The sequence below is a fragment of the Glutamicibacter mishrai genome (assembly GCF_012221945.1).
In the GTDB taxonomy this organism is placed as follows: Bacteria; Actinomycetota; Actinomycetes; order Actinomycetales; family Micrococcaceae; genus Glutamicibacter; species Glutamicibacter mishrai.
This window is the reverse complement of sequence record NZ_CP032549.1, coordinates 771,337-789,106: the sequence shown is the minus strand read 5'-3', so window position 1 is coordinate 789,106 and position 17,770 is coordinate 771,337. Positions and strand designations below refer to the sequence as shown.

Annotated in this window: 18 protein-coding genes; 12 read left to right on the top strand and 6 right to left on the bottom strand. The window is 61.2% G+C overall.

Features of this window, described 5'->3' with window-relative positions; translation table 11 throughout:
• Window positions 1–8 precede the first annotated feature (8 nt).
• Together aroQ and acs are read right to left on the bottom strand one after the other, a co-directional pair.
• Window positions 9–461 carry a type II 3-dehydroquinate dehydratase gene (aroQ, locus tag D3791_RS03795; protein WP_022874280.1) on the bottom strand — a complete coding sequence of 151 codons (453 nt, stop codon included), beginning with the start codon at window positions 459–461 and terminating at the stop codon, window positions 9–11.
• Window positions 462–590: 129 nt separating this feature from the next.
• Window positions 591–2,567, bottom strand: coding sequence for an acetate--CoA ligase (gene acs / locus D3791_RS03790; RefSeq protein ID WP_022874279.1), 1,977 nt, complete (start codon window positions 2,565–2,567; stop codon window positions 591–593).
• Window positions 2,568–2,787: 220 nt separating this feature from the next.
• On the opposite strand from acs, the gene nth reads away from it, so the two are divergent.
• Together nth and D3791_RS03780 are read left to right on the top strand one after the other, a co-directional pair.
• Window positions 2,788–3,564 carry an endonuclease III gene (gene nth, locus D3791_RS03785; RefSeq protein ID WP_035761640.1) on the top strand — a complete coding sequence of 259 codons (777 nt, stop codon included), beginning with the start codon at window positions 2,788–2,790 and terminating at the stop codon, window positions 3,562–3,564.
• Window positions 3,561–4,238, top strand: a complete 678-nt coding sequence (locus D3791_RS03780) for an NUDIX hydrolase (protein ID WP_022874277.1) — start codon at window positions 3,561–3,563, stop codon at window positions 4,236–4,238. Before nth ends, D3791_RS03780 begins: the two co-directional genes overlap by 4 nt.
• Window positions 4,239–4,249: 11 nt before the next feature.
• Here D3791_RS03780 and D3791_RS03775 read toward each other — a convergent pair whose 3' ends face one another.
• Window positions 4,250–5,899 carry a bifunctional 3'-5' exonuclease/DNA polymerase gene (locus D3791_RS03775; protein ID WP_172511323.1) on the bottom strand — a complete coding sequence of 550 codons (1,650 nt, stop codon included), beginning with the start codon at window positions 5,897–5,899 and terminating at the stop codon, window positions 4,250–4,252.
• Between the two features lie 87 nt (window positions 5,900–5,986).
• Here D3791_RS03775 and D3791_RS03770 point away from each other — a divergent pair, with 87 nt between their 5' ends.
• The 7 genes from D3791_RS03770 (at window position 5,987) to D3791_RS03740 (ending at window position 10,624) form a co-directional block, all read left to right on the top strand.
• Window positions 5,987–7,108, top strand: a complete 1,122-nt coding sequence (locus D3791_RS03770; RefSeq protein WP_022874275.1) for a CpaE-like family protein — start codon at window positions 5,987–5,989, stop codon at window positions 7,106–7,108.
• Window positions 7,105–8,355 carry a TadA family conjugal transfer-associated ATPase gene (locus tag D3791_RS03765; RefSeq protein WP_172511322.1) on the top strand — a complete coding sequence of 417 codons (1,251 nt, stop codon included), beginning with the start codon at window positions 7,105–7,107 and terminating at the stop codon, window positions 8,353–8,355. Before D3791_RS03770 ends, D3791_RS03765 begins: the two co-directional genes overlap by 4 nt.
• Window positions 8,349–9,017, top strand: a complete 669-nt coding sequence (locus tag D3791_RS03760) for a type II secretion system F family protein (RefSeq protein WP_172511321.1) — start codon at window positions 8,349–8,351, stop codon at window positions 9,015–9,017. The genes D3791_RS03765 and D3791_RS03760 overlap by 7 nt, the downstream gene beginning before the upstream one ends.
• Window positions 9,014–9,550: a type II secretion system F family protein gene (locus D3791_RS03755; protein WP_172511320.1), complete on the top strand. Its 537-nt coding sequence runs from the start codon at window positions 9,014–9,016 to the stop codon at window positions 9,548–9,550. The genes D3791_RS03760 and D3791_RS03755 overlap by 4 nt, the downstream gene beginning before the upstream one ends.
• Window positions 9,551–9,692: 142 nt before the next feature.
• Complete coding sequence (locus D3791_RS03750) at window positions 9,693–9,875, top strand: DUF4244 domain-containing protein (protein ID WP_022874271.1); 183 nt, start codon at window positions 9,693–9,695, stop codon at window positions 9,873–9,875.
• Between the two features lie 3 nt (window positions 9,876–9,878).
• Complete coding sequence (locus D3791_RS03745) at window positions 9,879–10,214, top strand: TadE family type IV pilus minor pilin (protein ID WP_022874270.1); 336 nt, start codon at window positions 9,879–9,881, stop codon at window positions 10,212–10,214.
• Window positions 10,211–10,624, top strand: coding sequence for an Rv3654c family TadE-like protein (locus tag D3791_RS03740; RefSeq protein ID WP_172511319.1), 414 nt, complete (start codon window positions 10,211–10,213; stop codon window positions 10,622–10,624). The genes D3791_RS03745 and D3791_RS03740 overlap by 4 nt, the downstream gene beginning before the upstream one ends.
• Here D3791_RS03740 and D3791_RS03735 read toward each other — a convergent pair whose 3' ends face one another.
• Window positions 10,625–12,955 carry a DEAD/DEAH box helicase gene (locus D3791_RS03735; RefSeq protein WP_172511318.1) on the bottom strand — a complete coding sequence of 777 codons (2,331 nt, stop codon included), beginning with the start codon at window positions 12,953–12,955 and terminating at the stop codon, window positions 10,625–10,627.
• 101 nt (window positions 12,956–13,056) lie between these two features.
• The gene (locus tag D3791_RS03730; RefSeq protein ID WP_022874267.1) at window positions 13,057–13,713 is read right to left on the bottom strand and encodes a GNAT family N-acetyltransferase; all 657 of its coding nucleotides are present in this window, start codon (window positions 13,711–13,713) and stop codon (window positions 13,057–13,059) included.
• Between the two features lie 164 nt (window positions 13,714–13,877).
• Between D3791_RS03730 and trhO the strand changes: the two genes are divergently transcribed.
• A complete protein-coding gene (trhO, locus tag D3791_RS03725) occupies window positions 13,878–14,777 on the top strand; it encodes an oxygen-dependent tRNA uridine(34) hydroxylase TrhO (RefSeq protein ID WP_028268361.1) in 900 nt (299 codons plus the stop codon).
• A gap of 70 nt (window positions 14,778–14,847) precedes the next feature.
• Here the strand turns inward: trhO and D3791_RS03720 are convergent, their stop codons facing one another.
• Window positions 14,848–15,426, bottom strand: a complete 579-nt coding sequence (locus D3791_RS03720) for a GNAT family N-acetyltransferase (RefSeq protein WP_022874265.1) — start codon at window positions 15,424–15,426, stop codon at window positions 14,848–14,850.
• 73 nt (window positions 15,427–15,499) lie between these two features.
• Here D3791_RS03720 and D3791_RS03715 point away from each other — a divergent pair, with 73 nt between their 5' ends.
• Window positions 15,500–17,089 carry a DUF7059 domain-containing protein gene (locus D3791_RS03715; RefSeq protein WP_172511317.1) on the top strand — a complete coding sequence of 530 codons (1,590 nt, stop codon included), beginning with the start codon at window positions 15,500–15,502 and terminating at the stop codon, window positions 17,087–17,089.
• Window positions 17,090–17,112: 23 nt separating this feature from the next.
• On the top strand, window positions 17,113–17,763 hold the full coding sequence (locus D3791_RS03710) for an ArsR/SmtB family transcription factor (protein WP_028268359.1): 651 nt from the start codon (window positions 17,113–17,115) through the stop codon (window positions 17,761–17,763).
• The last annotated feature ends 7 nt before the right edge of the window (window positions 17,764–17,770 follow it).

The window sequence follows — 17,770 nt, the reverse complement described above, 5'->3', positions numbered from 1 at the left end:
GCGGCGGACTACTTGCCTAGCAGGTAGGCCAGCTGCTCGACGGCCAGTTTGTAGCCGTTGACCCCGGCGCCGACGATGATCGAGCTGGCCACGGGGGAGACATACGAGTGGTGGCGGAATGCCTCACGCTGGTGGACATTGGAAATGTGCACTTCGATCAGGGGCAGCTGCACGCCGCTGATTGCATCGGCGATCGCCACCGAGGTGTGCGTGAATGCTCCCGGGTTCATCACGATGCCCGCCGCGCTGGTGCGAGCCTCATGAATGGCGTCGATGAGCACCCCCTCATGGTTGGACTGCAGGGCGCGCAATTCGAAACCATGGGTGGCTGCGGTATCACGAGCCAACTGTTCAACATCGGCGAGGGTGTCATGTCCATAGATCTGCGGTTCACGGGTGCCCAGCAGGTTCAGGTTGGGCCCATTGAGCAGCAAGATCGTGCGTGATGCGTTCTCAGTCATGGACTCAAATCTAGTGCACAGCGCCGGCAACCGCGGCAATTGTTTATTGATGAACGAGAAAAAACACTGCCCCCGTGCAGAACGTTAACCACGTTCGGCACGGCGGCAGTGTCAGTAATTGAGTATTGGCTACTTGCCCATGGATTGGGCGATCTGGCTCATCACGGTCGAATCCGAGAGGGTCGTCGCATCGCCGACCTCGCGGCCCTCGGCCACGTCCTTGAGCAGGCGGCGCATGATCTTGCCCGAACGGGTCTTAGGCAGTTCGGGAACCACCAGCACGTGCTTCGGCTTGGCGATCGGGCCGATGTCCTTGCCCACGTGGTTGCGCAGCGTAGCCACGACATCCTCGCCCTCGGCCGGTTCGGTCTGCAAGATGACGAACGCGACCACGGCTTCACCGGTGGTCTCGTCCTTGGCGCCAACCACCGCGGCTTCAGCCACATACGGGTGGGCCACCAGGGAGGACTCGATTTCTGTGGTGGACAGGCGGTGGCCGGACACGTTCATCACGTCATCCACGCGGCCCAGCAGCCACAGGTCCCCGTCGTCGTCCTTCTTGGCGCCGTCGCCGGCGAAGTACATGTTCTCGAAGCGGGACCAGTAGGTTTCCTTGTACCGTTCCACATCGCCCCAGATGCCTCGCAGCATTGATGGCCATGGCTCGCGGATGACCAGGAAGCCGCCCTCGCCGTTGCCCACCGACTCGCCGGCCTCATCCACCACGTCGATGCTGATGCCCGGGACGGCAACCTGTGCCGAACCCGGCTTGGTGTGGGTGACACCGGGCAGCGGAGCGATCATATGCGCACCGGTTTCGGTCTGCCACCAGGTATCGACGATCGGCGTCGGGTTTTCCTTGCGTTCGCCGTTCTTGCCGTTGTTGGTGCCGATGACATCGCGGTACCACATCCAGGCTTCGGGGTTGATCGGCTCGCCGACCGAACCCAATACGCGCAGGGAAGACAGGTCGTAGCCATCGGGGATCTCGCGGCCCCACTTCATGAAGGTGCGGATGGCGGTTGGCGCGGTGTACAGGATCGAGACGCCGTACTTTTCCACCAGTTCCCACCAGCGGCCCTGGTGCGGGGTATCCGGGGTGCCTTCATACATCAGCTGGGTGGCGCCGTTGATCAGCGGCGCGTAGGTGACGTAGGAGTGTCCGGTGATCCAGCCGATATCGGCGGTGCACCAATACACATCGGTTTCCGGGTGCAGGTCGAAAGTATCGCGGTGGGTGACAGCACCCTGGGTGAGGAAACCGCCGGTGGTGTGAACGATGCCCTTGGGCTTGCCGGTGGTGCCCGAGGTGTAGAGCACGAACAACGGGTGCTCGGAGTCGTGGGCCACTGCGGTGTGCTCGGTCGAGGCCGCATCCACCACGTCGTGCCACCACTTATCCAGTGGACCGAATTCCACTGGCTCGGCATTGCGCTTGACCACCAGGACGTTTTCCACGGTGTGCCCCGGCGCGGCCAGCGCGCCGTCCACGGCGGCCTTCAGAGCCGAAGGCTTGCCACGGCGCCAAGTGCCATCGGCGGTGACCACGAGCTTGGCATCCGCGTCATCGATGCGGCTGCGCAGTGCGTCGGCGGAGAAGCCGCCGAAGACTACCGAGTGGATGGCGCCGATGCGGGCGCAGGCCAGCATGGTAATGACCGCCTCGGGGATCATCGGCAGGTAGACAGCCACGCGGTCGCCCTTGGCTACGCCCAGGGACTCGAAAGCGTTGGCGGCCTTCTTGACCTCTTCGGTCAGCTGCGCATAGGTGTAGGTGCGGGTATCGCCCGGCTCGCCCTCGAAGTAGATGGCAACCCGGTCGCCCAGGCCATTCTCCACGTGGCGGTCCAACGCGTTGTAAGCCGCGTTGAGCTTTCCGCCGACAAACCACTTGGCTACCGGTGCTTGCGACCAGTCCAAGGTTTCGGTGAAGTCGGTGTCCCAAGTCAGTACCTGGCGTGCTTGGTCCGCCCAGTAGCCCAAGCGATCGGCCTGGGCTGCCTCATAGCTGGCAGAGTTGGCGACCGCCTGGTCCCTGAACTCCTTGCTGGGGGCAAAGGCACGGGTTTCATTCGACAGGTTATCCAAGGTCTTCGAATCACTCACGGGCTTCGCATCCTTCCGCGTAGTCAGAAATATTCTCTGTGATCAAAGTTACATGCTTTAGGGCTGCTGATTGTGGTTTGTGTCACCAAGTACCGGGAATCAGGGTAATTTCTGCGCCCAACGGTCAAAGCACTGCGACGAACAGCATCAACTTGCGGTGTCCGATGGTGAAAAGTGCCCGCACACATGACACGATCTATGCGTGGCGAATAAAGCGAAAATGGAAACCGAATTAGGGCTCAAGCGACGGGCGCGCAAGATCAACCGGGTACTGGCCGAAACCTACCCCTACGCCGTCCCAGAACTGGATTTCGAGAACCCCTTCGAACTGCTGGTCGCTACGGTGCTCTCGGCCCAGACCACCGACGTGAGGGTCAACGCGATCACCCCGGCCCTCTTCGCGCGGTTCCCCGATGCGCTGGCCATGAGCCAAGCCGATCGCTCCGAGCTTGAGGAACTGATCCGTCCCACCGGTTTCTTCCGCGCCAAAACCGACTCGCTGCTGGGCTTGTCCGCTGCCTTGGTGCAACGGCACGACGGGCAGGTGCCCCCGAAACTGGCCGAACTCGTCAAGCTTCCCGGGGTGGGACGCAAAACCGCCAATGTGGTGCTGGGCAATGCCTTCGGCGTCCCGGGAATCACCGTCGATACCCACTTCGGGCGCCTGGCCAACCGCTTGGGCTGGACCGATGAAACCGACCCGGTGAAGGTCGAGCATGCGGTAGGGGAGCTGTTCGAGAAACGCGACTGGACCATGCTCAGCCACCGCGTGGTCTTCCACGGCCGCAGGATCTGCCACGCTCGCAAACCGGCCTGCGGCGTCTGCCCGATAGCCAAGCTGTGCCCCTCGAATGGGATCGGCGAGGAAATACCAGCCAAGGCAAAACAGTTGCTTAAGTATGAGCTTGCTCCCGGGCGAGAGGATCTACTGGCAAAAATGCAGGCAGGTGCGACCCGGAGGCAACTGAGAGCCGAAGGATATGGACTAGACGCATGAGCGCACGCAGCGAGTTGAAACAGGTTATCGCCAAGCATTCGGTGACCGCCGGGGCCACCCAGAAACTGCCCAATGAGTGGATCGACATGGATCTTGAGGGCAACCCGGCGCGCAAGGCCGCGGTGCTGATCCTCTTCGGCGCAGCCGGCAACGCCCCGCTCGCCGAACAAGCCGGCGCCCAGGACCTGGACCTGCTCTTCGTGGAACGTGCCACCACCCTGCGCAAGCACGCCGGACAAATCGCCTTCCCCGGAGGCGGCATCGACCAGGAGGATTCCAGCGTCGCCGATGCCGCGCTGCGCGAAGCCTGGGAGGAAACCGGCGTGGATACCAGCGGCATCGAGGTGCTGGGCCATCTGAGCGAAACCGAGCTGCCGGTCTCCAACTTCCTGGTCACCCCGGTGCTGGGCTGGTGGCATACCGAATCCACGGTGCACGCCGTTGACCCTGCGGAAAGCGCCGGCGTCTTCCGCGCCCCGGTATCCCAGCTGCTGGATCCGAAGAACCGTTTGACCGGGGTAGTGCAGCGCAACGGGCAGAAGTTCACCTCGCCCGCCTTCCAATTCGGCGAACGCATCATCTGGGGATTCACCGCGATCGTGCTGGACCGGCTGTTCACCGACCTGGGCTGGACCCGCGAATGGAACCAGCAGCGCGAACTGCGCATGGCCTGAAACCAGATGCGCTACTTGGCGTCCCCGTAATTGGCGGAAATCGCGACGCTGACCGGGAAGTGCGGGGACGCGGCGCCAAAGAGCGTGCGTCCGGCCAGCAGCGCGGCATGCTGGATCAGCCGCTGCAGCTGCTCGGCCAGCTCCTCGGGGCATTCGAAGACGAGCTCGTCGTGCACGAAGAAGACCTGCTGGCAATCCCGGCCCCACCCGGCCTGGTGGATCAGGTGGCGGGCATGGCCCATCCATACCAGCGCCCATTCGGCCGCGGTCGCCTGGACCACAAAATTCCGGGTGAAGCGCCCACGCGCCCGGGCCGCGGCATCGGCAGAGCGCTGGGAGGCCTCATCGGCGGTATCGCGCTGGGCCCGCATCCACTGCTCATCCGCCGGCGGGCAGCCACGGCCCAGGAAGCTGCGAACGCCTTCGCCCTGCTGCCCGGCCAGCGCCGCTTGCTCCACAAAGCGCATGGCCGTGGGGAAGCTCTTTGTCAGCGCGGCGCCCACCGTGCCGCTGGCTCCGCCGCCACCGCCATAGATCACCGAGAGCATGCCCAGTTTGGCGTCTTGGCGGGTCGAAACCAGCTTTGCATCCAAGAGCCACTGGTACAGGTCATCCTGCTGGCCGGCCTGCTGCAATTGCTGGTCATTGGAGATCGCCGCCAGGATGCGCGGTTCCAGCTGCCGGCCATCGGCGACGACAAAGGTGCGTCCCGGCCCGGTGCGCACTACCTGGCGGATGGCATGGGGCAGCTGCAAGGCGCCGCCGCCGGAGGCCGCCCACCGCCCGGAGACCACGGTGCCCAGGACGTAATGCGGGTGGAAGCGGCCATTTTTCACCCACTGCTCCAGCCACATGTCGCCGTGGGCGCTGGCCAGGCGCGAGAGCTTCTTGTACTCCATGACTTGCTGGATCACCGGGTGGCTGATCTGCTCCAGTTCCCAGGCGCGCACCGAACGCACCGCGAACCCCGCCTTGTGCAGGGCCTTGAGCAGTTCCTGGGGCGAGTCGGGATTCAGTCCGGGAGTCTTCAGCGCGGCCGCTAATTCCTGGGCCTTGGCCGCCAGCTTCGGCGGGCGGGCGTACTCCGAAACCCGCTCGCCGAGCTGCTCGCGCAAAAGGGCCCGGTGCCCGGCTTCATCCCATGACAGTCCCGCATGCTCCATTTCGCAGGCGATCAGAGCCCCCACCGATTCGGCATGGATCAGCAGTTCCAGGCGTTTGCGGGCTGCCGGGTCCTGGGGCAGGGCACGGCGCTGCTGGGTGTAAAGTGCGATGACATCTTCCAGGGATTCGCCAAAGGCCGGCGTATCAAACAGCGCATCCTGATTAAAGCGGTCGGTGGCTGGAACGGGGCGTTCCAGGTCGAAATCCTCGACCTGTTCGGCAGCCAGCGGAGTGCGGTGCATGATGCGCTGTGCCAATGAGAGCACGTAGGCCTTGGCGAGGAAAACGCCGGCGGAAATCAACGGCTGCATCCACGGGGTGGTCCGAAGCATGGCCCAGCGAGGCTCGAATTCGGCCTCGATCCACGTCACGACTTGCGCGAAGTCTTCACGGGATACCGACAGGACTTCACGCAGCGGGTGCGCCGAATCGCTGTCCCGCAGATCTATGAGAGCGTAGCCATCGGGATCAGATGCAAGGAAGGCAAGGGCACTCATAACTACATTGTGCCGTGCCCAGAGCAGATATCCCCATTCGGGCCCAAGCCTGCACCGGACCCAGCGCACCGATGCGACGCTCAAGAAATGAAATGGCTAACCGACACTCCACTGGCTCTTGAGCCGCAGAAGAACAATCGCTTCGTGATGACGAACCTTGATGACCTCGTCTCCGTCATGCCAACAGAACAGGCGCCCGCAGCCGAGCAGGCAACCACCCAGGAACCGGTATGCACCATCGTCAGCGCGGATCCGCGGATCGTCGAATCCTGTGCCGCCATTGCGGTGGGTGCCGCGGTGCGCATCATCCAGTGCACCGACCCTGAAACGCTTCGGCTCACCGCTAGCGGTCCGGTGCTCTGGGGCAGCGACCTGGCCGGGTTGGCGAACAACGACGGGCATCGAGTGGATGTCCTGGTGGGACTCGAATCAGAAGGCAGCCAATTATGGTCGCAGGCCAGCAGATTCCCCAAAGCCCGGGTGGCCCTTTTGCCTTCTGCAGGTCAGTGGCTCGGGGAATACCTGGGGTTGTGGGCCATGCGGGCAGGCCATGGCCATACCCTGGCATTCACGGCCACCGCCGGAGGGTTGGGAACCAGCACCTTGGCTCTGCTCGTTGCCCATGCAGGAACACTGACTGGCCTGCGCAGCGTAGTCATTGACATGGATCCGCATTCCCAAACCCTGTGGCCACGGGCCAGCACAAAGCCGCCCACAGGTGTCGGCTGGGAAGAGCTGCAACACTCCGGCGGCCGGCTTGCAGCGCATCAGCTTGCCGAAACCCTGCCGCAACTTCGCAACACCTCGGTGCTGACCTGGTCAGGGACCAGCGAGCACGAGGCCGTCGAGGAACAGCTGATCATCCGGCTGCTCGCCGCTGCGCGCCAGGGTTTTGACCTGGTGGTCTTGGATACCGGGCGCTACCCGCACCCCTTGCAATCAGTGATCAATCAATTCATTGACCGGCAGGTCTTCACCGCGCAGGCCTCCTGCCTCCCGCAGCGTGGCGAAGCAGTGCTCTGCGGGGAACAACGCGCACGTTGTGAACCAGCGATCAGCACAGAAATACTGGGTTCCTTCCCCATCTCATCGCGCATCATCAAAGCGGATCAAAGAGGTGAGTTGCTTGACAGCTTCAAGTCTCGCCGTGTGCGGCAGTCGCTGGCCAATCTTTGTCTTATTCCGCAGGTTCAAGGCCAGAACTCATGAACACAGGAAAGCACAGCGAAGACTACGAGAACGGCTCCACCGCTCATGTCCTGAACGCCAAGATCCTGGAATCGGTCCGGGAGCGGGCGCTGGCCTCCGGCGGACAACTGGATGCCATTGCGTTGGCGGGCGCCGTCCATGATTCCGGAGCCGCGCTGGGTGCACAGGGCGCTGCACAGTCGTTGGAGTCCCTGCAACACGAGGTCGCCGGCTTATCAGTCCTGGAACCCTTCGCGAGGATCCCTGACGTCACTGATGTGCTCGTTGACGGGCAGGGCCAGGTCTGGACGGACTCACCGCGTGGTTTGGAGCTAATGGAATTCAGGTTCTCTTCCGCTGAACGAGTTCGGGAATTGGCAGTGCATCTGGCCACGCTTGCCGGAAGACGGCTGGATGCAGCTAGCCCGTTCATGGATATGAGCTTGAGAAACTATCGAGTCCACGCAGTGCTTCCGCCCATTGCCACCCGAGGCCCTCTCATTTCGATCCGCGTCAAGCATGCGAGCCGACTGGGCCTTGACGAAGTCCTGCAATATTCGCCGCCATTCTGGACGCCATTGCTGCGCAGCGTCATCCAAAGGCAGATGAATTTCCTGGTGACCGGAGGAACCGGCAGCGGCAAGACGACCTTGCTCCAAGCCATGCTCGCCGAGGCAGATGCGCAACAGCGGCTGGTGGTGGTTGAAGACTCCCAAGAACTGCAGATCAACCACCCGCACGCTGTCTCGCTGCAGACCCGTTCGGCGAATGTGGAAGCAGCCGGTCTCGTTCAGCTCAAGGACCTTGTTGTTCAAGCCTTGCGCATGCGTCCAGACCGGCTGATTGTCGGGGAATGCCGCGGAGAAGAAATCAGGGACTTCCTCGCCGCTATGAATACCGGACATCAAGGGGCAGCTGGAACATTGCATGCCAATAACCCGGCCTCTGTCCCAGCGCGACTCGCAGCGCTTGGCGCCCTAGCGGGCTGGAGTGTCCAAGCCACGTCGTTGCAGGCTTCAAGCGCGTTGGACCTGGTCATTCATATGAGCCGCGGCGAGCGGGGACGGCGTGGGCCGATTTCCTTGGGCTCTCTGGAAACCGATGACTCAGGGCGCATGCGCATGCGCACGCTGATCAACATGCACAGCGACAATCCATTATCTGCAGACGCGCATCAGGTGCTGGAGCAAAAATTCGGGTCCACGCTCACCGCGGCACTATCAGAGCAGTTATTAAAGCTGAACGGCACGGGAGAGAGCCCATGCTGATTTTGATCTTGAGCGCCATGGCCCTGTGGCTCTGGCTGCCGGCCGGCAAGGAACAGGGAAACTTCTTCGCGAAAAATTGGAGGATCTTGAAAGGCTCCGACCGGCGACCACATCAGGCTCATCATTCCCTGGATGAAGACGCGCGCGTCATTCGCGAGCTTTCAGCATTGCTGCGCAGCGGCCTGGGTTTTTATCCCGCCGTGGACGCGCTCTTGGAGGTCGAAAATGACTCGGGGCATATCGTTCAAGCACTCAAAGATCTTCAGGCAACCCATCGCTTGAATAACCAGCAAATTATTCACACGTCAACGGAGCATTCTGCGGTGCAGCGGCTGCATTGGTGCCTGCAGATTTCTCAGCGCAGCGGCGCGAGCTTGGCAGACGTGCTTGAACGGCTGGCCGAAGATCTCGAGTCTGCTCTGGTGGCCCAGCAGTCCTTCGACGCGGCGATGGCCGGGCCCAAGGCCACGACGAAACTGTTGACCTGGCTGCCGCTGGTGGGCTTCGGCTTCGGCCTGCTCGTTGGCATTGATGTCCTGGGGACCCTGGCTTCTTCATGGGCTGCGCAATTGAGCGTCGCTGTTGGAGCTGGGCTGTGGGCAGCGAACCGTGTGTGGTGCCAGCGTCTGATGCGGACAACGACGGCGCAGGCTCTGTCATGAACCTGCTGATTATCCTTTGCGTTGCGCTCGCCGGTGTCCTGGCCTTTGGCGTGGGTTTTTCAGGGCGAACGTCGAAGCTGGGGAGTCCGATAAATCCTGTGCGTCAGCATAAATCCGAGCCCCAGCCCATCGAATTGGTGCTGGACTTGAGCGCCAGCCTTCTGGATTCCGGAATGCCCATCACGGACATCCTCGACCTGCTTGGCAGCAGCATCGAGCAGTGCCGGGTCCTTCGCAGCGTAGCCAGATGCCTGGAAATGAATCTGTCATGGGACAAAGCTTGGGAAGCCGCGCCTGAATGGTTGTCGCCCCTGCAAAAGGCCTTGCACTTCGCTCATACCACTGGAGCTCCGGCCGCGACGTTACTGCGCAATACCGCAGCCCTGCAGCGCAGGGAACACACCCAAAAGGTGGCGCGGCTCGGTGCGCAGTTCGGCACACGGCTCGTGCTGCCTCTAGGTGCCTGCGCTTTGCCAGCGTTCATCGCCTTAGGCGTTGTGCCGCTGATCATCGCGTTGTTCCCCAGCATGTAGTGCCCAGCCGGAGGTTGCTCGAAGAAGTTATACCCAAATCGTTGCGAAGCGCAGAGGGATATCCCGCAACTGGCTGACAGTGGGATTACATCGTCAACGGTATCCAGGCCGTCGACAAGAAAAATCAAGAAAGGTCAAAACAATGAACCGACAATTCCGCGAGATCATGGATCAGCTGGAGGACGAGCAAGGCTCCACCACGGCCGAATTCGCTATGGTCACCCTGGCAGCCGTGGCTTTCGCCGGGCTGTTGATCAGCATCCTTTCCAGCGGTGATGTGCGTGGAATGCTGATGGGCTTGATCACTAAAGCCTTGTCGCTGTAGGCCATGAAGTTCAGTGACGACAAGGGGAGCAGCACCGCGGAGTTCGCGGTGCTGCTCCCCGCGGTCGCGTTGATGCTTTCACTGCTGTTGTGTTTGGGGACGTTGGGCATACAACAAATCCAGGTGCAACAGGCCGCGGGCGCCATGGCCAGGGAACTGGCCCGCGGCGAAGACCAGGCAACCGCACGCTCCAGCGGAGTTCGACTGGCAGGGGACAAAGCCAGTTTCTCTATCTCCCAAGGTGGCGGGTTTGCCAAGGCCACTGTTCGCAAAACGGTGCGGATCCCGATCGTGGGAGGAGTCCAAATCCATGGCGAGGCGAGTGTGGCAGTCGAATGAACCAGTATTTTTCGCTTCTGAAATCTGAGCGGGGCAGCGGCACTGTTGCCACGACCGCCTTGGTCATCGTTGCTCTGCTTTTGGCCGGGGCTACTCTCGCGTGGGTGGCTGCGGTGCATGCGGCGATGAATGCGGCAGCCGCCGCCGATTTGGCTGCCTTGGCCGGGGCAGACACTGCGCGGGGATTGCGTCCGGGCGATCCCTGCGAGGTCGCCCGGTCCTTGGCCCAGATGAACCATGCGTCCCTTGAAACCTGCATTGTCGAACCCGACGGGCAAACTGTCATGGTCTCTGCCAAGGTCCCGGTGTCATTCCAGGCCTTGGGCCTCGAGCTTTATTCAGCGACGGCCAAGGCCCGGGCGGGAGCACCTCCGCTGGATCAGGCTGAGCCAGGCAGACAGGTCAGATGACTACCGATGGTGGCGTGGTTCCACATCATCCAAGACGGCACCCAGGAGCATGATGGCTCCGGCTTTATCCAGCGGGTTATTTCGATTGCCGCATTTGGGCGACTGCACGCAGCTAGGGCAACCATGCTGGCACTCGCATGATTCGATAGCGTCCCGTGTTGCCCTGACCCAATCGGTAAATCGTTCGAAACCGCGCTCGGCAAAGCCAGCTCCACCGGGCTGGGCGTCATAGACGAAGATGGTCGGGTGCCCGGTATCCATATGCAGCGCCGTGGAAACGCCACCGATATCCCAACGGTCGCTGGTAGCAACCAGCGGCAACAAGCCAATCATCGCGTGCTCGGCAGCATGCAGCGCACCGGGGAACTGGTCGACGATGAGCCCGGCGCGCAGCAGTCGCTGCTCGGTCATCGTGAACCATACGGATTTGGTGTTCAGGTCGCGGGCCTCCAGCTCCAAGGGCTCCTCGGAAAGCACCTCATTGGAGGCGACGGACTTCCGCTGGAACGAGACGACCTGGGTGGTGACGGTGACTTCACCGAAATGGATATTCAGATCTCGGTGGCTGCTCTTGCGCTCCTCGGCTTCCACGGCGACAGTAGTCAGGTCGCGTGCTGTGGTGTAGTAGTCGGGGTTGACCCGGGTCACCACGACTACATGGTTTTGCTCATCCAATTCTTCGACGTGGTAGCTGGCGCCTTGATGGACATAAATGGCCCCGGGGTGCGCCTGATAATGAGTTTGCGGTGAATCCATGGTTCCCAGCAAAGCGCCGGTATCCGCGTCAATGATGTCCACTGGGCCTCCGCCATCTGCACGGATGGAGAACATCGCCGCCGCATGTTGGGGGTGGGTCCAGAACCAGCCGGCCGGACGCCGCCTGAGGTACCCGCGTTGCACCAGTGATTCCAAAAGCTCTTCGGTGTGAGGTCCGAAGAGCTCGAGTTCCTCGGGACGCAACGGGGATTCTTGGGCTGCTGCGCAAAGATGTCCGCTGAGCACGTATTTATTGTGAGGATCAAAAACCGTCGCCTCGACGCCCAAATCGAAAATAGCCTCGGGATGATGGGCAAGATAGGTATCCAGTGGATCTTCCCCGGCAACAAAGATGGCCAGGGCATCCTGCCCGGAACGGCCTGCGCGACCGATTTGCTGGAAGAACGAGGCACGCGTGCCCGGCCATCCCGCAACCACCACTGCGTCGAGCCCAGCGATATCAATGCCCAATTCCAGGGCCGAGGTAGAGGTCACGCCAAGAAGCTCCCCGCTGCGAAGCTGCCTTTCGACTTCACGGCGTTCAGTCGGAAGGTAGCCGGAACGATAGGCCGCTAGGCGAACCGAGAGTTCGGGCGCAAAGCGTTCAAGATGCTTGCGCGTGAGCGTGGCGATGGTTTCGGCGCCTCGACGCGACTTGATGAAGACGATGGTCCGGGTGTGGTCGGCCATGAGGTCGGTGAGAATCGAGGCGCTTTCGGCAATCGCCGTGCGGCGCACTGGAGCCCCGTTTTCGCCGCGGTGTTCTGTCAGCGGAGGTTCCCACAAACCGATGACAAGTTCGCCGCTGGCCGAGAAATCATGGGTGACGGCCTGGGCTGGAGCCCCGATGAGCCGGCCGAATGATTCTTCCGGATCGGAGCTGGTGGCGGAGGCTCCAATAAAAATAGGGGAGTTGCCGTAGTGTGCGCAGATCCGGCGCAACCGGCGCATGAGGTTCGCAACGTGCGCCCCGAAAACGCCGCGGTAGGAGTGGGCCTCGTCGATGATGATGTACCGCAACCGCTTGAAGAACCTCGACCAGGCCGGATGATTCGGCATGATCCCTCGGTGCAGCATATCGGGATTGGTGAAAACGAAGTTCGCGTGCTGGCGGACCCAGGTCCTTGTCGCCTGGTCCGTGTCCCCATCGTAGGCGGAGGCGCGCACACCGGGGATATCGAGGGCCTGCACCGCCGAAAGCTGGTCCGCCGCCAAGGCCTTGGTCGGGCAGATATAGAGGATTGATGCCGCGGAGTCTGCGTCATTGAATCCGCTGTCCCGGGACTTGAACAAGACATCCAGGCTTGGCATCAGGTAGGCCATCGATTTTCCGGAGGCTGTGCCGGTGGAGACTATGGTGTGCTGGCCCTCATGGATCAGATTGGCGGCCTGGGCCTGGTGCAGCCAGGGGCTCTGGATTCCCAATCCCTGGAATGTCTCGACCAGTTCAGGGCTCAACCATTGAGGCCAGTCGCTGGTGATTTCATCCTTGGCGGCCCGGGAACGGCGATGAAGCACGGCCTCGGGGTCATTGCTCCGGTCATACGGATCCAATAGAGAACGCACTGACTTCACGTGGACGCCTTTCGGAACCAAGAACTGCTGAAGTTAAAGACTATCGCCGTACCCAGCGGTTTGATGCGCTGGATACGGCGAGAGAAAAAATACTGGAAGGCTTAGCCCTTGAACATCACGACTTTGCCCAGGGAGGTCCATCCCAAGGAAGCATAGAGTTGCTGTCCATCGACCGAAGCGATCAGCAGTCCTTCATCAACGTCGTGTTCCTGGGCCAAAGAAGCCAAAGCGCGCATGATCAAGGTGCCAAGGCCCTGGCGGCGGAAGTCGGCGCCGGTGATGATGCGGTCGAAGATGGCGAAGCCGCTGACCGCAGATACATGACCCGAAGCAGCAACAATTTCCTGGTTGTCCTCAGGGTGCAGTGAAACGTACGCGTGGGTGCCGTCGCGTTCAATCTGGAAGACGAAACCGTCAGCGGGCAGTGGAACCTCGACGTCGTGCACAGCTAGCTCGGTGACCATCAGTGCTTCGTCATCGGAGGTGACCTGCAAGCCAACTTCGTTGGCGATTGCGACCAAGTTCTCAGCAGAAGCGTCGAAAGCGGTCAGTCGACGATTAGGGTGCTTCTTCAAGGTTTCGGCGACCGCGGCTAGTTCTTCTTTGGACGGGCCGTAGATTACGTATTCCCAGTCCTCAGTAGTGTCGTGGCGCAGAGCAGCATGGACTCGTCCCTCATTGCGAGTTTCATAGCCACGGGCTCCTGCCCAGCCGGTTACCCAGGTGCCGATCAGTTCATCGCTTGCGTTTGATGCCATAATTTGACCCTACCTTGTCTTTCCTAGGAATTTGCTGACATTGAACTAATCGTTGCCTACTTGAAACTCTTGGACTACCGGAGTACCGGAAAAAACGGGACTAATCAGTGTGACGTTGCTCTTTTACTCGGCGTTTCGCGACCAAAAGCTACTAATATTGTATGGTGGCCATTCATCGCATTGTTCTGTATTACGCATTTACTCCGCTTCCTGACCCAGAGGCTATCCGCTTGTGGCAGCGCTCATTACTGGAGCGCTGGGGACTGCGCGGACGCATCATCATCTCCAAAGACGGCATCAACGGCACTGTCGGTGGCGAGATCTCTGCCGTCAAGGCTTATGTCAAAGCTACCCGCGAGCTTCCTGCCTTCAAGAAGATGGATATCAAGTGGTCCGAAGGCTCCGCTGAAGACTTCCCCCGCATCTCGGTAAAGGTCCGCGATGAGATCGTCACCTTCGGTGCGCCAGGCGAGCTCGAAGTTGATGAGAACGGTGTTGTCGGCGGCGGCACGCATCTGCGTCCCGAAGAACTGCACGAGCTGGTGGACACCAAGAAGAAATCCGGTGAAAAGGTCCACTTCTTCGATGGACGCAATGCCTTCGAAGCCCAGATCGGCAAGTTCAAGGACGCTATCGTTCCCGAGGTGGATACCACGCGTGACTTCGTGGCCGAGCTGGACTCCGGCAAATACGACCACCTGAAGGACCAGCCTGTAGTCACCTATTGCACCGGCGGCATCCGCTGCGAAGTCTTGTCGGCCCTCATGGTCAAGCGCGGCTTCCAGGAGGTCTACCAGATGCAGGGCGGCATCGTCCGCTACGGCGAGAAGTACGGCGACGAAGGCCTGTGGGAAGGCTCGCTCTACGTCTTCGACAAGCGCATGCACACCGAGTTCTCCGAGAACGCGGCAACCATCGGCAAATGCGTGGGCTGCGAGGGCCCAACGAACAAGTTCGAGAACTGCTCGAACCCAACCTGCCGCAACCTGCGCTTGTTCTGCGAAGACTGCGCGAAGGACGAAAACCTCCGCCGCTGCCCGGATTGCAGCAGCGTCGACGCCTAAAAAGCGCCACTAAATGTGCATCGGCACCAGCTTTCATTCAGGATCGCTGGTGCCGATTTCTTTTTGCGGATTATGCCGCTGGTTCAGGCCACAATCCCAGCGAAGCGTCGCGCACCTGTGAATCCTCGACTTCGGTGCGATAGATCTTCAGCCCGCGTGCCTGATAGTTCGGCAGGGCCGCGGGCCCATCGAGGGAACAGGTATGAAGCCACACGCGGGTGATGCCGGGAATCCCGGGCCAGCGCGTTGCAAGGCTCCAAGCACTGTTCAGCGCTTCGGTGAGCAGTACGCCTCCGAGGCCTTGGCCGGTGGCTTCCGGGAAAAGCCCGAAGTAGAAGATCTCGACCTCGCTGCCTGTGGGCCCGCTAGCGGTCACGAGTTCAAAATATCCCTTGGGCGAGCCGTCGAGATACAGGACCCAGGTTTCTGAGCCGGGGCGCTGCAACACTTCATTCCATTGTTCGCGTGTTGAATCCAGCCTGTCGGCCCAGTTCAATTCGCTGCCAACGCATTGGTAGAGGAACCGCGAGTACTCCGGGGTGATCCCGGCCGCCAGTTCGATGCGGGCGGTGTCCGGCAGGGACTTGGCAGCGGGGATGACTTCGCTGGAGCTCAGCTGCTGGAGAAAGGTTACTGTCACTTGCGTCATGTCCATATCCTAGTGTCGCTTTGGCGCGATGGCCTATCTGTCGGCGGTTGCATGACTAGGTAGACTGGAAGGTGTGAATGCCGCTGAATTTTCTGCCTTAGACGATACCCCTCAGAGTGCCGACCAAGCCCTGCTCGACTTGCTTGCAAAGGATTTGGGCAACGTCGGCTACCGCTACGAGCCGGTTGCCGAATTGCTCGGCGAGGAAGCAGCCGCGGCTTTCGCCCGAGACCAGATTCATCCTGCGCTGCGGATCCTGGACCGGCAGAAGCCGGATACCGCCCTGGTTACCGTGGTGCGGCTCTTCCAGCTGGGCCAGACAGCAGCTGAATCCGCCATCAACACCGCCTTCAGCGAACTGAAAACCGAGGGCCTGCTCAAGCTGGGGCTCATCGAGTCCTGGGCCAACGGGTTCCGTGCCACCGTCGCGTTGGCGCTGCATTCCTCCGATGCCGATGGCGAACTGTGGGTGGCCCATGATCTGGGTGCGCATCAGCGGCCTGGGGTCCTTCGCACCGATCACGTTCTGGGTATCGGGCAGGCGTCACTGACGCTGGCCCAGCTGACCATTCGCGCCGACGCTGAACGCGCCCTTGATCTAGGCACCGGCTGCGGCATCCAGCTCTTCCACTTGCTCTCGCACACCCGGCACGTCACGGCCACCGACCTGTCCAAGCGCGCCTTGGGATTCGCCCGCTTCAACCTGCTGCTCAACCACCGCGCGCTCAAGCTCGATCCGCAGGACCTGGATTCACGGGTCACGCTGCTTCAGGGCAGCTTGTTCGAACCGGTCGCCGGCCAGCGATTCGACCTGATCGCCAGCAACCCGCCGTTCGTTATCACTCCGCGCAGTTCCACAGAGCGAGCCAAGGACCGGTTCACCTACCGCGATGGCGGCATGGCGGGGGACCGGCTGGTAAGCACCCTGATCGAGAAGGCTCCTGAATTCCTGAACCCCGGTGGCTCGATGCAGATGCTCTCCAATTGGGAGATTCCTCGCCTAGAAGATGATTCGAATGCTGCATGGGATGCGCGGGTGCGCCAGTGGTTCGGCGACAAGCTGGATGTCTGGGTGATCGAACGCGAGCAGACCACGCCCAGCGGCTATGCCGAAACCTGGCTGCGCGACTCATCGCAGACCGAAGACCAGAACTCGTACATCGCCGCGTACAACGCCTACCTCGACGATTTCGAGTCGAGGAATGTCGCTGCCATCGGCTTCGGCCTGGTGTACTTCCGGCGTCCTGAAGGCCAGCGCCCGGTGCTCCAAAGCTATGAGCAGATCACGCACCCGGTCGAGCAGCCATTGGCTCCTACCTTGCAGCGCGACATAACGATGGCTGATGCGCTGGCCGAGGCCGGGGAAGACTTCAAGCAATGGCATTTGCTGGTGGCTGATGACGTCACCGAAGAACGCCATCAGCGTCCTGGCGCCGAGCATCCTGGAGTGATTCTGCTGCGCCAGGGGGCGGGGCTGCGCAGGACTGAATTACTTGATACTGCGCAGGCAGGATTTGTTTCGGCGTGCGATGGCGACTTATCGGTGTTTCAGCTAGTCAACGCGCTAGAATCGTTGATCGGAGAGGGGCAAGAGGACTTTGCCGAGTTGCTTTATGAAGCAGTGAAGCGCCTCTTGCTACACGGCATGCTTCGTAAAATGTGAAACAAGCGCTAAAGTTTTTGCCTATGACACGCAACACAATTGAGGAACAGGCTGAGGTTGCCTCGACGGTGGAGAGCGGAATTCCGCATCTGGTCTCCATCACCGACCCGCAAGCCATTCGAGCGTTGGCCCATGACGCTCGACTAATCGTCTTGGATGAGCTCTTCGCTTCCCAGACGACGCGTACCGCAACCGAACTCGCTTCGTTGTGCGCGCTCACGCCCAGCGCCATGAGCTATCACCTGCGAGCTCTGGAGAAGTACGGCTATGTGATTCGCGCCGCCAGCGAAGGGGACGCTCGCGAACGCCGCTGGCGCGCCGCCGGCGAGCGGTTGGAGCTGAACACGCAGATCGACTCGACCAATGCCAAGACTGCGTACCTCAACGTGCAATTAAACGCATTCAGGACGCGACTGAACGCTGAGGTGCAGCGACGCGAGGCTGAAGCGAAGGCCGGGATCACCCCGGATCCGGATCGCCCGCCAATGCTCACCAGCGGCCTGGTCTTCCTCTCGGAGGAAAAACAGCGTGAGTTCAACCGCAGGATGTTGGACCTTGTCTACGAGTACGAGGCGAAGGCTACTGCTGAGGAACGCAGTATTGACTCGCGTCGTATGTTCTACTTAATCTCGTTGCTTCCCGAATATCAGACGTCCGGGGAGGCAACTGCATAAGATGCCT

Coding starts and splice junctions, on each gene's coding strand:
- D3791_RS03780 (WP_022874277.1), top strand. CDS start 3,561: ATGAGCGCACGCAGCGAGTTGAAACAGGTTATCGCCAAGCATTCGGTG.
- D3791_RS03770 (WP_022874275.1), top strand. CDS start 5,987: ATGAAATGGCTAACCGACACTCCACTGGCTCTTGAGCCGCAGAAGAAC.
- D3791_RS03760 (WP_172511321.1), top strand. CDS start 8,349: ATGCTGATTTTGATCTTGAGCGCCATGGCCCTGTGGCTCTGGCTGCCG.
- nth (WP_035761640.1), top strand. CDS start 2,788: ATGGAAACCGAATTAGGGCTCAAGCGACGGGCGCGCAAGATCAACCGG.
- aroQ (WP_022874280.1), bottom strand. CDS start 461: ATGACTGAGAACGCATCACGCACGATCTTGCTGCTCAATGGGCCCAAC.
- D3791_RS03745 (WP_022874270.1), top strand. CDS start 9,879: ATGAAGTTCAGTGACGACAAGGGGAGCAGCACCGCGGAGTTCGCGGTG.
- D3791_RS03755 (WP_172511320.1), top strand. CDS start 9,014: ATGAACCTGCTGATTATCCTTTGCGTTGCGCTCGCCGGTGTCCTGGCC.
- D3791_RS03720 (WP_022874265.1), bottom strand. CDS start 15,426: ATGACGCAAGTGACAGTAACCTTTCTCCAGCAGCTGAGCTCCAGCGAA.
- D3791_RS03750 (WP_022874271.1), top strand. CDS start 9,693: ATGAACCGACAATTCCGCGAGATCATGGATCAGCTGGAGGACGAGCAA.
- D3791_RS03765 (WP_172511322.1), top strand. CDS start 7,105: ATGAACACAGGAAAGCACAGCGAAGACTACGAGAACGGCTCCACCGCT.
- D3791_RS03740 (WP_172511319.1), top strand. CDS start 10,211: ATGAACCAGTATTTTTCGCTTCTGAAATCTGAGCGGGGCAGCGGCACT.
- D3791_RS03710 (WP_028268359.1), top strand. CDS start 17,113: ATGACACGCAACACAATTGAGGAACAGGCTGAGGTTGCCTCGACGGTG.
- D3791_RS03730 (WP_022874267.1), bottom strand. CDS start 13,713: ATGGCATCAAACGCAAGCGATGAACTGATCGGCACCTGGGTAACCGGC.
- D3791_RS03775 (WP_172511323.1), bottom strand. CDS start 5,899: ATGAGTGCCCTTGCCTTCCTTGCATCTGATCCCGATGGCTACGCTCTC.